Source organism: uncultured Endozoicomonas sp. (assembly GCF_947495845.1).
Taxonomy (GTDB): domain Bacteria; phylum Pseudomonadota; class Gammaproteobacteria; order Pseudomonadales; family Endozoicomonadaceae; genus Endozoicomonas.
Map to the genome: position 1 here is coordinate 24,413 of NZ_CANMAO010000007.1, position 11,850 is coordinate 36,262.

At 46.0% G+C, this 11,850-nt stretch carries 11 protein-coding genes; 3 read left to right on the forward strand and 8 right to left on the reverse strand.

Annotated elements, in window-relative coordinates; translation table 11 throughout:
• The first annotated feature begins 58 nt into the window (after nt 1-58).
• From sctC to Q1B11_RS07120, 3 genes are all read left to right on the forward strand, one after another.
• Entirely contained in the window at nt 59-2,209 is a 2,151-nt protein-coding gene (gene sctC, locus Q1B11_RS07110) for a type III secretion system outer membrane ring subunit SctC (RefSeq protein WP_299729779.1), read from the forward strand.
• A gap of 109 nt (nt 2,210-2,318) precedes the next feature.
• The gene (locus Q1B11_RS07115; protein WP_299730142.1) at nt 2,319-2,825 is read left to right on the forward strand and encodes a 2-phospho-L-lactate transferase CofD family protein; all 507 of its coding nucleotides are present in this window, start codon (nt 2,319-2,321) and stop codon (nt 2,823-2,825) included.
• A 34-nt stretch (nt 2,826-2,859) separates the two neighbouring features.
• A complete protein-coding gene (locus Q1B11_RS07120) occupies nt 2,860-3,147 on the forward strand; it encodes a 2-phospho-L-lactate transferase CofD family protein (RefSeq protein WP_299729782.1) in 288 nt (95 codons plus the stop codon).
• A gap of 55 nt (nt 3,148-3,202) precedes the next feature.
• On the opposite strand, the gene Q1B11_RS07125 is transcribed toward Q1B11_RS07120, so the two are convergent.
• The 8 genes from Q1B11_RS07125 to Q1B11_RS07160 all read right to left on the reverse strand — a co-directional run bounded on the left by Q1B11_RS07125 (nt 3,203) and on the right by Q1B11_RS07160 (nt 11,847).
• On the reverse strand, nt 3,203-3,844 hold the full coding sequence (locus tag Q1B11_RS07125) for a sugar transferase (RefSeq protein ID WP_299729785.1): 642 nt from the start codon (nt 3,842-3,844) through the stop codon (nt 3,203-3,205).
• Between the two features lie 11 nt (nt 3,845-3,855).
• Nucleotides 3,856-5,073 (reverse strand): glycosyltransferase family 2 protein, encoded by a 1,218-nt coding sequence (locus Q1B11_RS07130; RefSeq protein ID WP_299729788.1) that lies wholly within the window; start codon nt 5,071-5,073, stop codon nt 3,856-3,858.
• Nucleotides 5,070-6,161, reverse strand: a complete 1,092-nt coding sequence (locus tag Q1B11_RS07135) for a glycosyltransferase (RefSeq protein WP_299729793.1) — start codon at nt 6,159-6,161, stop codon at nt 5,070-5,072. Before Q1B11_RS07135 ends, Q1B11_RS07130 begins: the two co-directional genes overlap by 4 nt.
• The gene (locus Q1B11_RS07140) at nt 6,158-7,660 is read right to left on the reverse strand and encodes a Wzz/FepE/Etk N-terminal domain-containing protein (protein WP_299729796.1); all 1,503 of its coding nucleotides are present in this window, start codon (nt 7,658-7,660) and stop codon (nt 6,158-6,160) included. The genes Q1B11_RS07135 and Q1B11_RS07140 overlap by 4 nt, the downstream gene beginning before the upstream one ends.
• The gene (locus tag Q1B11_RS07145) at nt 7,650-8,144 is read right to left on the reverse strand and encodes a hypothetical protein (protein WP_299729799.1); all 495 of its coding nucleotides are present in this window, start codon (nt 8,142-8,144) and stop codon (nt 7,650-7,652) included. The genes Q1B11_RS07140 and Q1B11_RS07145 overlap by 11 nt, the downstream gene beginning before the upstream one ends.
• A gap of 235 nt (nt 8,145-8,379) precedes the next feature.
• Nucleotides 8,380-9,504, reverse strand: coding sequence for a glycosyltransferase (locus tag Q1B11_RS07150; protein WP_299729802.1), 1,125 nt, complete (start codon nt 9,502-9,504; stop codon nt 8,380-8,382).
• Nucleotides 9,497-10,219, reverse strand: coding sequence for an acyltransferase (locus Q1B11_RS07155; protein ID WP_299729805.1), 723 nt, complete (start codon nt 10,217-10,219; stop codon nt 9,497-9,499). Before Q1B11_RS07155 ends, Q1B11_RS07150 begins: the two co-directional genes overlap by 8 nt.
• 215 nt (nt 10,220-10,434) lie before the next feature.
• On the reverse strand, nt 10,435-11,847 hold the full coding sequence (locus Q1B11_RS07160; protein ID WP_299729808.1) for an O-antigen ligase family protein: 1,413 nt from the start codon (nt 11,845-11,847) through the stop codon (nt 10,435-10,437).
• Nucleotides 11,848-11,850 lie beyond the last annotated feature (3 nt).

Here is an 11,850-nt window from a genome sequence, read left to right on the forward strand (position 1 = left end):
ATTCATTAAGGGCTGTTGAATAAGCTGAAACAGGCATGAGCATGGAGGCACGCGTCTGATGGGCTTTACAGGAAGGACCCTGGCACCACTTACTTTTTTGTTGGCGATAACTATCCCGACTCTGGCCAATTGGTCTTCTGAAGAACCTCAAACTCGAAAGCATGTGGTTCGAGCCAATGAAACCCTTGAGTTAATTGCGGGCAGTTACGGTTTTGAAGTGAATGAACTGGCGGACTATAACCAGCTGGATTTAACTCAGATACTAAGACCTGGACAGGTTATTTATTTTCCCTCGGAAATTGCTTTGCAGAATCCGGATCCCATTCCTTACGATCAGGTCAAACCATTAGATGCAGAAAAATACCCGAATGCTGTGGTTGAAAGTAAGCCTATCCAGGTGACAACAACGGCCAAGTTAGGCGCGTCTACACGTCTTTCAGGTAAAGAAATGGATATATCGATCTCTAATTCTGAGCCAGAAAACCCATTTCAGTCCGATTTGGATTATAACTTTACGCAGAAAACGAACAACGATAAGAAATCGAACAATGGTCATTCCAAGTACAGCTCAGGGGTGGGTTCTCAAAGTGGGTCTGTTCAGGAAAGTGGCAAAATTGGGTTCTCTGTAAAAACCACCAAAACAACAACGAAAGAACCAAAAGAAGATGAAATTGGCGATAATGAATCTCCAGCACTGTCGGCCTTCGGCCTTCGTCCATATGCTTATTTCGGCAATGGGGACAGTCTGAGGGATGTGCTCCGAAATTTCGCGGGCAGTTACTATATGCCGATTGTAATTACGGATGAGGTACAGGGGCAGGTAAACGGTAAGATTGGCCCAATGACGCCCGTGGACTTTTTGGATCATCTCTCCAATGTCTTTGGCTTTATCTGGTATTTCGATGGGCACAGTCTTTTTGTTTATGACGGTGGCGCTGCTATTCAGAAAATCATCAGTTTGAATTATATGGGTATAGATCAATTCAAACGGACGTTGAAAAAAATCGGTATTTGGGATGGTCGTTTCTTCTGGAAAGAACAACAGGGAGAAGGCTTGGTGTTTATTTCTGGCCCTCCCCGTTATATTGAACTGGTGTCTGAAACGGCGACATTGCTGGATGATAAAGAAGGTGATCGCCAGAAAAGTAAGCTGACAGTGAAAACCTTTCCCCTTAAATATGCCTGGGCCACGGATAAGTCGTTCACCTTCCGAGGTCAGGAGTTGACCGTACCTGGCGTTGCTACCCTGTTGCAAAATATTATTCACGGTGGTGGTGTAGCCCAGATTGAGAAGAAAGCCGTGGGCTCACCAACACTGCCACCGGCTGCCAGTGTCAGCAGAGCCGGAGAAGAAATGATGCCGGCAGCAGCGAAAGGCGCTGGCATGCAACTCAATGCTGGAGCAGTTGCGGAAGACATTTATATCAATGCTGACCCCAGACTGAATGCGGTGATTGTTCACGACCTTGAAGCAAAAATGCCGATGTATGAAGAACTCATCGCTTCTCTTGATAAACCGTCTTCGCAGATTGAGATCAGTGTGTCGATTATTGATATCAATACTCAGGATGTCAGAGCTCTGGGCGTTGAATGGAATAATACGGGCAGTGGCAGCGATACAAATGTTTCATTTGACGCATTTCCTGGTGATATTGAGAGCCCAAGCTATACAACGATTCTCTCCAGAGGTTTAGGGTCGTTTAATGCGACACTGAAATTGCTGGCTGACGAGGGTAAGGCCAAAGTAATCTCCAGACCTTCCATTCTAACCCTGGATAATCTGGAAGCGATTCTGGACAGCAGCAGTACCTTCTATGTGAAAGTGGAAAGTAATGAGGATTCTGAACTCTTCCCGGTTACCTCAGGGACAGTTGTTCAGGTTACCCCACGGATCGTCAAAGAAGATGAGGGGCGTCGTATTCACATGAGTGTGAATATTCAGGATGGTGCCCAGACATCACAAGAAGTGTCCAGCCTGCCAACCACAACGAATAGCTCAATCAATACTCAAGCGATCATCAGTGAACAGGAAAGTTTGCTGATCGGCGGGTTCTATAAAGAGAGTGATCAGGAACTCTCTTCAAAAGTGCCATTACTGGGTGATATTCCTATCCTTGGTCATCTGTTCCGATCCCAGAGCACAACAAAAAATAAGCAGGTTCGCTTGTTTCTTATCACCCCCAGAATCATTGGGATTACTCAGACCTGAGTTCAATCTGATATGTCAGATGATAGTTTTGCAGCACATCATCTGACTTATCATCGCTTTTCCTCATCTTTCCGGAATCCAGCATGCAATCAATCAGCGCCCTCTATCAATTGCAACGGGTGGCGGCCATGGTCTTGGAGGAGTTATGGTCTCTCTCGGTTTTCATGAAGAGCGCTTAACAGGCATTGTGGCAACAACGGATGATGGTGGTTCGACCGGTCGACTCAGGGATGCCAGCGGATGTATTGCCTGGGGGGATTTAAGAAACTGCCTGAACCAGATGTGCGCAGAAGGCCCTGCTTTATCCCGTATTCTTTTTGAGTATCGATTTAAACGTTGCGGTGAGCTGGATGGTCATGTGCTGGGTAACCTGATTCTTCTGGCTATGGATCAGATGTGTGTCCGCCCAATGGACGCAGTCAATTTAATTCGGCAAATGCTGGATGTGTCTGCAGAACTGATTCCAATGTCAGAAGAGCCGGCAAGACTGGGTGCGGTTTCAAACGAAAAGGAGATAGTGGGAGAATGCACGATCGATGGATTAAGTGATACTCCTCAGAAATTATTGTTATTACCAGAGATCAAGGCAACTTCGGAAGCGATAGAGAGTGCGTGATGCCGAGATGATTATTCTGGGGCCTGGTAGTTTTATGACTAGCGTTTTACCTGCCCTGCTTATTCCGGAATTTGCTCAGGCGGTCAACCAGAGTAAAGCGCTGAAAGTGTTTGTGGCAAATATCAATCAGGAGGCATCTTCAGTGGGTAGAATGTCAGTTAGCGAAACGCTGGACTGGATGTTTCAAATGACGGCGGTGTATCCAGATGTTGTTCTATGGCCTCAGGAACATCAAGCACCCGAAGGTTTACGCTGTGATACCTTGGTGGCACCGCTATCGGATGGTAGCAAGGGGTTCATAACATCGAAGCCCTCAGGTTAAGCCTTGATCAACTGGCGATGTCCATTGTCAGGTGATCAATTGTCAGGTGATCAGGTTATTGCCCTTTACCGGTAATCATCACCAGCATGGTTTTGAACATTACGTAAAAGTCCATCTTCAGCCACAGCCATGGATTACTGAGTGCAAGCGCGTAGGCATGATCGTAGGCAACTTTGGCTTTGACATCATCCAGAGTTTCGTCATAACCGGTATTAATTTGCGCAAGTCCTGTGATGCCTGGCAGCACATCAAATGTGCGCTCGGAATAGAACGGAATTTCATGGTCAAGATTATTGCATATGCCGGGGCGCTCAGGACGCGGCCCGACGATCGACATATCACCCGCTAGTACATTCCATAATTGTGGCAGTTCATCCAGCCGTGTTTTTCTTAAAAACTGGCCGACCCGGGTAATCCTTGGGTCATCTCTGGGCGACCATACCGGGCCCGTTTCGAATTCCGCATTGTTTCTCATGGTTCTGAATTTGTGCATCATGAAAAGACATACACAGTCGTCTTGTTGGTAGCCAATTCGGATCTGGTGATATAAAACAGGCCCGCGGCTATCGAGACGAATCGCGACAGCAATCAATGGATAGAGTGGAAGTGCAAAGATTAACCCAAGCACTGCGATGGTAATATCGGAGAATCTTTTTCCCACAGCTGACATGGGGTGAACGTAGCGCTTTTGATGCATAAGTACACTCCTTAATTACGAGGTTCTTCAAGACGGGGTGAACTTTTTATTTTTCGCCATCGTTTATGGGGCGAATGAAATACGTAACTGAAAACCCCGAGAGTCATGGCAATATGACCGGCCGCAATGTAAAACAGCGTTTTCGCAATTTTGCTATCCGGTTGAGAGCCTGTCAGTAAGTAATATAAAGTGCTTGTGGTCAGGGCTAGCAGGATAAAAATAACTGACAAGAAAAACAGGTATTCTGTCGCTAATAGAATTGAGGATATAAAACTACAAATTAGTAACAGTGGGATGAAGGGTCTGAGGAATTTTCCAGAGAAAAAACTGAAGGCGAATCGTCTATGTCTGGGCAATAAAAGATCCATATTCCGAATGGACTGCTGTAAATTTCCCGCCGCAATTCGAACGCGACGTTGAAAGTTCATCTGATCTGAGGAAGGTTCCAGTTCAATGGTAATCAGTCTTGGGTCGTAAAGGCACTTGAATCCTTGACGAATAATGCTGAGCGGTAAAATAACATCGTCGTTGATGGTGTCATGGGGAATAGTCTGAAAAAGTTCGCTCTTAAAGGCATAAAATGCACCGTGCAGGCCAATGGTTGAACCCAGCATACTCTCTTGTATTTTAATTCTACGTTGATAGTTCCAGTAGGCCTGCTCACCTGAAGACTGTGCTGGTACAAACTGGTAGTTACCGCAGACAGCACCAATACGTTTATCTTGTTGGAAGTACGCAGCAATAATCAGAAGACAGTTAATAGAGGTGATTGCGGAGGCATCTGATAAAACGACAATGTCTGAATTCTGGGCGGGTACAAACTGATTGATGATAGCGATTTTGCCAATATTTTCTTCCAGAGCGTGAATGTCAATATTCAGATGTTTGCACTCAGGAAGTGATACTGCATTAAGTGCAGCCCTGTAGGTATCGTCCTCTAAGCCATCGGATATTACAGTTATTTTAAATCGATCTTCTGGATAATCGATAATGGCCAGGTTGAGAATTCTATCCTTGATATAACGCTCTTCATTATAGGCGGGGATAATGATGTGTATGGAAGGTAAGGCTTCATCTTTGTGCGAAGGTATGTAATTACGATGGAAGTATTTTGGCAATGAATAGCGGGTGATATTAATAAAAGACAGTAATACCGGGTAAATAATATAGTGGTAACCAATAATGGCGACGGACAGCACGAAAATAGAAATCAGTATCTGATCTGTCATGCTGCCTCCAGATAAAGACGGCGATATTCATTGATCATTCTGGTCAGACCAAAGGTGCTTTCAATAAAGGCTCTTGCTGATGCTGCTGTACCGGCAGGGGTGGAAAGCGGTATATGTTTTCTGAGCACCTTAACTAAGCCTTCATAATGATCAATAGCGATAATGGAACCACTCTCTGTATTGACGCCTTCTCGACAGGCGCCAGCATCTGTGACGACTACAGCTTTTTGGCAGGCTTGAGCTTCCAGCAGAGAAAAGGGAAGCCCTTCATTTCGTGAAGTCAGGCAAAAAACATCAATGGCATTATAAAATGCGGGCATGTTGTCGAGGTTGCCTAAAAAGTGAACTCTCTTTTCAAGGCCTAAGAGGTTGGTGAGATTATGCAGCGCTTCTTTTTGTTCGCCGTCTCCAGCCAGTGCTGCGTGTACTGAGTCAGGGAGTTCTGTTAACGCGTTGAGTAATAGATCATGAGATTTCACGGCCGTTAGGCGTGCAGCGCAGCCAATGATCATGGCTTCTTTTGGCAGACTTAGTTGTTCTCTGGCTGTGGTTTGGCTACCTGGAGAAAACAGCTTGGTATCAACCCCATTAAAAATCACAGCAGGTTTTCTGTAACCAGTGAGCTTCTCTACTTTAGAAGCGATTAGCTTTGAAACAGCGACGACGTTTGGCTGCAGAAGATGATAACAACCGCTTACCAATAGCCTGTTTATTTTATGGTTCAAGTGCCATGCATCATGTTCTGTATGGATATGTCGGCACTGGCTCAGCTTTGCTGCGATACCACCATAAATCAGAGGCCCCGTGTGGTGTGTGTGCACAATATCCACCTGCAATTGTTTCAAGAGCGTTTTCAATTGCACAATGGTTTTCAGGCTAAGGCCTCTGGATTTATCCAAAAAGTGAATATTCTGAAGAGTGGCTAATTTATTCCAGGCGTTTATGGATGCTGATTGGCTACCCTGCAAACTGATGATGTGGACAGTGTCGTCATCTTGAGCATGGTGTTGAAGCTGAATCGCCATGGTTTCAATGCCGCCGGGAGCAAGGTGCTGAACGATCTGTGCAATGACTAAAGGTTTGCTCATGAAGCTGCCTCTCCATCATTGAATCCATCTTTTCCAGCATCGTAGATCAGGGCGGGGGCTTCTGGCACAGCTGGAATTCTGGCAAGTACCGGAATGCCGGATATGCGCTCAACGGTATCCTGCAAACGTAACGTGGTATCAGAAATTTCTGCAATAGCCGCTAAGCCGGTGCCAATGCCAAGCCCGGCAAATAAGCCAGCAACAACAAACAGCGCGGTGGGCAGTTGGTTCGGGCTGCTTGGGTTGAACGGCTCATCAATAATTTTAACTCTTTCTGTTTCTTCATAGACGCTAAGGTCTGCTGTAACTTGTGCCATCACATAGCGATTGAGAAAATCATCGTACAGTTTTTGCTTGATAGTGAAATCTCGCTCGAGTTCGATCAGCGACCGTTCGATAGTGGCAAATTCCTGTACTTTTTCCTGAAGGTGAGTGGCTTGGTCTTTGATATTTTTGACCTCGTTTTTCAGACTCGTCACCTTTGCCTTGGCTTCCTGAACGGCTTGTAACTGTGATGCAAGAATAGTGGTCTGCCCTTGCTGATTTTCTCCAGCGACGGTGGGCGTGGACGCTGCAAGATTCCAGAGTCGCTGGATATCTTCTGTTTTCAGTTTACTGCTTTCGGAAATCATTCTTTGGCGCTCTGATTTCAAGCGATCCAGCTCCCGAACGGTTGCCTGAACTTTACTGTGCTTCTCAGTGTACCGGGAACGCAGCATGCTCAGCTGGGTTCGGATATTGATAATCCGTTCTTCCAGTTTGCCGATGACCGGGTTGGTTTGTGCGAGGTTGCCATTAAACTCCGTCATAGCGGCCTGTGCCCCGGCCAGTTCGGTTTCTTTTTCCATCAATAACTGACGTAACTCGGCAAGACGGGTGACGTTTGCTTTGTGCAGTTCCGGAAGCTCCAGAGCGTATTCCGCTTTGTAGGAAGACAGCTTCAACTCTGATTTGGAGAGTTCCTGATGGCGCAGTTCCACCTGCTCCTTCAAAAACTCAGTGGAAGCTGATTGCCAAGATTTTTGCGGTGCCTGAACCAGATGCAGAAAGTGGTTTGTCACTTTGGTGAGCAGTTCTTTAATGTCAGTTTTGCGTTTGCTTCGGTAGTAGATTTTTATCAGTTCGCCACCAAATACCACAGAGAGAGAACGGGAAAGTTCGTCGATGGCTTCATCAACGTCTTCACGGGAAGACGTTTCATCAATAAAGCCGGCCGCATTAGCAACGCCTTTCAATACTTTGCGGCTTTTTAACAGTAATTTCAGGGCTAACTGTCGCTCTTCCAGATTGGTTGAAACGGAAAAGTCTTCCAGAATCGGGTTCAGTGCTGTGGTGTCCTGAAGCAGAATCGTGGTATGGGCTTCGTAGTATTTTGGCGCAATGAAACTGACGAAAACGCCAATCATCGGCATGATCAGTACCGGAATGAAAATAGTGTATCGCCGACGCCAGCCAGCATTGAGCAGTCTAAACAGGTTTTTCAGGATTTCATTGGACATGGGATGCTCCTGAAACAGGGATGCCCGTCACGTGAATGCCGGCAGTATCAATGGTCATGCTTGGCTGATAGATCAACTCAATATGAGGCGTATAACTGTGTAAGATCGTTTTAAGGCTTTGCAATCGGGTGGATGAATCTTTCAATGTTTTAAACGGTTCTTTTGCCGAAGAGGGGGCAACGGAAATAACAACACTTAATCTCATGCTGGTTGGTAACGAGCTGAAGAAAAAATGGATCAGCTGAGCATTTTGCTGGCTGGCTGTTAATTCATCAGGTTGGAACGTTAGGGATAAACGACGCTTATAGACATTTTCCGCAGCGGGTAATCCTGCAGCAGCCTGCATTTGATGGATAACACCGTTGGGCTTTTTCAGCGTTGCTTTTGCTTGCTCTCTTCTCATCAATTCCTGGAAATCAGGCGACGTCTGGCAACCGGTTACCATTAAGGTGCACACCAAGGTGAGTTGTCTGAATCCATTCATTCTGGCCACTTGATTTCCTGAATGATTAATCACTTGAAAACAGTGAAGTCTGTTTAAACATCCAGAACAGACGATTTTCTGTCTATGACGACAGAGAACCTGCTGAGATAAATAAAGATGACTGTTTTAATGGCACTCTTTTTTTAATGCCATCCTTTATTGATACATTCTTGATAAAGCGCTTAATGAAACTCTCAAAAAAACAGTTATTTATTGCGCATTATTTTAAGTGTAGTCACTGTTTTTCTATTAGGTCTTCCAGCTGGTCAGCTCTGGTTTGCCAGGTTTTGTCTGCAACTAGTTGGCGTCGGAATGCCGCTTTGTCCTGTTGTAAGTAGGCTCGGGTAATGACGTTGGCAAAATCTTCTCCCGGCGATTGGATCGCAATGGCATGTTGGTATTCTTCAGCAGCGGGAAATTGGGTGGCAGCCACCGGTGTTCCAGAAGCCAGATATTCTTTCAGCTTTAGCGGGTTACAAGCTTCAATTTGCGGATTCCTTTGAAAGGGCAGAAGTGCGACATCCCAATGTTGGACATACGCAGGAAGTTCGTGGTGAGGCTTAAAACCCAGAAAGTGCACGTTCGGGAGGTCTTTCAGCAGTGTAATATCCACTTTGGCATAACCAATCAGAATGAATTGCCACTGAGGCATGTTTTTAGCAGTAGCTGATAATAATTCGGTATCAATCCAGGAGGAGATGGTTCCATAAAAACCAGCTACACACCCCGAGCTTGGCGTATCTTTGGGTGCATCAGTGGGTGTGGAAAATAATTGATAGTCGACGCCATGAGGTAGGGCTACGGTTTTATGGGCAGGGAATTTTTTTGCAATATTCTGACTGGCGGTCACAATTAGGTCGGCTTTGTGCACCAGTTCTTGCTCCAATAGAGACACCGGTTGGTGATCCACGTGCTCCAAGGCTTCAAAATCATCGCAGCAGTAATAAATGATTTTTTTTTCCCCAAAGCAGTTAACTAAATCAGCAGCGGTGGGCAGTGATATCCAAAGGGTGATCTGGCTAAAGCTCTGTTGTTTAATCGCTTTGTTAATCTGTTGTGATAACAAGTATTGATTCAGTTTTCGTACGATTTTGAATTGGTGAAATGGCAGGGCAAGCGGTTCAATGATGTAAGGGTTCTTTGTGTCATTGTGACATTTAGGTCTTTGACGGTTATGGCGGAACATTGACCAGGCTTTAAGGAATAATCGTTTAGTATCCCTGAAGGTAAGTTTTGGTGCTCGAAGGCCAATGGAGTTAACCCAGATAACTCGATGCTTTGGCATTAAATGTCGAATAAGATGCTGCGTGCTGGAAGGAAAGGCGCCCCAGTCTTCCGCAAAAACAACAAAGTCAGTCATGGGAAGCCTCTGATCCTGTCGGTAGTTTTTTAATGATTTTGGCCGGTATGCCACCAGCCAGAACACCCGGAGGAAGGTCTTTAGTGACTACGCTGCCGGTGGCGACAATGGTTCCCGCACCAATGGTGACACCACCCATGACCGAGACCCCGGCACCCAGCCAGACATTATCTTCTAGAATAATATCGCCTACTTGGTCAGGTGTGTCCTGCAGGCCGTTTGCTCTATCTACCGGATCAACCGGGTGACCGGGGTAACCAACAAGGCGGACTTTCACAGCCAGACGGACATTGTTGCCAATGATAATACGATTGCCGACGAGAATTTCATTTTGCCAATTGATGCTTACATTATTTCCAATGACCAGTGTTGCAGGGGATGGAGAGCTTCTGCCACAGAAGGTTGTATGACCGGAAACTCGACAATGATCGCCCATGGATATTTGAAAGTTACCTAGCAATAGAGGCATTCCTGAAAAAAGGTAAAGGTATTTTGGGTCATTGATGAGTTGAGATTTGAACAGAGGTGTCCAGTAAAAAGTGCGCAGCAGATAACCTGTCAGCCCGGTGACTGATTTGTGCAGCCAATAGAGCCCCCCGTGGAATGGTTTGATGGTTGGAAAGGTGAAATATCGAATGAACAAACCGCTGGAAGTGATTAACTTTGCTAAAGGCGAGTTGCTATTTTTTATTCGTACTTTAAGGCTGCTAATCATAGGGTTGCTTCCTTTATAACCCGGTTTTAATTCCATCAATAAGTACCCAACCATATGAAATCATATTTTCTGACTCATTGATCAGACCCTCTGACTGCGTTGCAACTCTGGTCACATAGCTCGCTATGCTCCCGCTGTTGCGCCTTGCAGAGAGCCTGATCAACAAGCCAGAAATATTCGATTCCATATGGCCGGGTACTTAGTAAATATAGTTTTTAACTTATTGTGTTTTTAGAAGTGTGGTGAGTATCCATATATTGGGCGATGGCAATACTGATGGCTGTCATAATATAAACGGGCCATAGAAACCCCATACTCAAAAATGAACCAGAAGCACAAAATCCCGCCAGTCCGGCATACGTGCCAACGGCAATGGCCGACATATGGGGATCGTAATCCGGCGATTCCTGTTGCTCATCCAGTTTGGCTATTGACCTCCGTATGGATAAGAAGATGGCAACCAGCATCCCGGTGAATAAAATAAATCCAACAAAGCCGGATTCGGACATCACCTGAAACCATGTACTGTGGGTAACGTGAGCCTTGCCCTCTGCACGGCTGTGTGTGGCATAGTCCCAGTAATTATCCAGATACATCGATAACCCAACACCGGTCATCGGATTGCGCAGCCCCATATTGAATGCCGCTTCCCAGGCATGGATACGAGCCATGGACGATTCATCCAGGCCTTCTTCCTGGGCTCCGCCGGATTTACGATCACTAATGCCCGCCGCAGCCATCAAGACAACGATAGCGAAGCAGCCAATGCTGACCAGCAGCAGCTTTGATTTGATGATGCGCAGACCAAAAATGCCGAACACTGCCAGAACTGCCAGCAAACCACCCCGGCTCTGGGTAGCAAGAATGGATGCGACGAAAACCACAATACCGATGAGACCAAGCAGTGTCAGAAATCGTCCGGTACCTTTTGTGGTAACGACCGCCACGGCATAACTCATAGGAAAACTCAGTACCAGAGAAAGGTCGTTTGGGTCACCGAGGCTGGTACCGGGGATGGTGACACGGGTTTCCTCCACCATCCCGATACCATTGGCATTGTTATAAAGTGTGACGCCACCGACAATTAATCCAGAGCAGATGATTAGCAAATGAGTCAATTTGAAGTGCCAGTACTCCGTCATCAACCATGATATGGCCAGAACCATGATTCCGATTTTCATATAGACGCTGGTAAAGCTTTCAAAGGATGAGGGGGGAAAGCTGGAAAATGCGATACCAATCACCACCCAGCAAAAGAAACGGGCAAACTTTGAGTGTTCTTGCCGCCAGTAGACTTTTACTTTCTGGGTCAGGATGATGTGCCATGCCAATACAAAGTAAGAACTCAGGGCGGTTAATAAAGGGATTTTAAGAGGCGTTAATTGGGGGATCACTTCATGCAATCGGAAAAATGAAAACAGTATAAATATCAGACAGACTACAAACGGTTTTTTCAGTAAAAAAATCATTCCCAGAGGAATCACGGCCAGAGGCATTAATGCCAGAGGGTGAGGCATGATCACGGCAGGCAGTGCAGCCAGTAGACAATAGGCGGCAACGGTGATGGTTTGGTAACGGTTGAGAAAGAGTCGCTCGATACCGGGTAGCTGCATATTAAGTAGCTGCATATT

What these genes read in the sequence shown, in the direction of transcription:
- sctC (WP_299729779.1), top strand. Translation starts at nt 59, where the DNA reads ATGGGCTTTACAGGAAGGACCCTGGCACCACTTACTTTTTTGTTGGCG.
- Q1B11_RS07120 (WP_299729782.1), top strand. Translation starts at nt 2,860, where the DNA reads ATGACTAGCGTTTTACCTGCCCTGCTTATTCCGGAATTTGCTCAGGCG.
- Q1B11_RS07125 (WP_299729785.1), bottom strand. Translation starts at nt 3,844, where the DNA reads ATGCATCAAAAGCGCTACGTTCACCCCATGTCAGCTGTGGGAAAAAGA.
- Q1B11_RS07130 (WP_299729788.1), bottom strand. Translation starts at nt 5,073, where the DNA reads ATGACAGATCAGATACTGATTTCTATTTTCGTGCTGTCCGTCGCCATT.
- Q1B11_RS07135 (WP_299729793.1), bottom strand. Translation starts at nt 6,161, where the DNA reads ATGAGCAAACCTTTAGTCATTGCACAGATCGTTCAGCACCTTGCTCCC.
- Q1B11_RS07140 (WP_299729796.1), bottom strand. Translation starts at nt 7,660, where the DNA reads ATGTCCAATGAAATCCTGAAAAACCTGTTTAGACTGCTCAATGCTGGC.
- Q1B11_RS07145 (WP_299729799.1), bottom strand. Translation starts at nt 8,144, where the DNA reads ATGAATGGATTCAGACAACTCACCTTGGTGTGCACCTTAATGGTAACC.
- Q1B11_RS07150 (WP_299729802.1), bottom strand. Translation starts at nt 9,504, where the DNA reads ATGACTGACTTTGTTGTTTTTGCGGAAGACTGGGGCGCCTTTCCTTCC.
- Q1B11_RS07155 (WP_299729805.1), bottom strand. Translation starts at nt 10,219, where the DNA reads ATGATTAGCAGCCTTAAAGTACGAATAAAAAATAGCAACTCGCCTTTA.
- Q1B11_RS07160 (WP_299729808.1), bottom strand. Translation starts at nt 11,847, where the DNA reads ATGCAGCTACTTAATATGCAGCTACCCGGTATCGAGCGACTCTTTCTC.